The 357-nt window shown below is 57.7% G+C and carries 1 protein-coding gene; it reads right to left on the bottom strand.

Annotated elements, in window-relative coordinates; genetic code table 11:
* Positions 1-357: RtcB family protein (locus AC1RPJ_RS07990; protein WP_481762877.1), on the bottom strand; the 357-nt coding region annotated here is incomplete at both ends.

The following is a 357-nucleotide window of genomic DNA, read 5'->3' as shown; positions in this document are numbered from 1 at the left end:
CTCACCGATCGTCTTGCCCACATGACGCGAGCCTGAATGGAGCATGACCCATACATCCTGTTCCGTATCCAGACACAGCTCGATGAAGTGGTTGCCCCCACCCAGCGTCCACATCTGCTGTTCCATGCGCTTCACGTCGTATTTGCCAACGTGATCCATGATACGCAGGCCCGAAAAGCGCGAGAACAGCTCATCACGCTGACGCTCCAGTGCACGCGCCTCGTTCCCATCGTGGAAGAACTTGACAGGCGAACGATGGTAGTTGAAACCAACCGGCACGTCACGCTCGACTTGGGCGCGCACATCTTTCAGCGAATCCGGCAGCTGGTTGGCCTTGAGGCTGGTCTTAACCGCCAC

Source organism: Dellaglioa sp. CoH-57-MRSF-17 (genome assembly GCF_056782015.1).
This window is presented reverse-complemented; position numbering and strand designations above follow the sequence as displayed.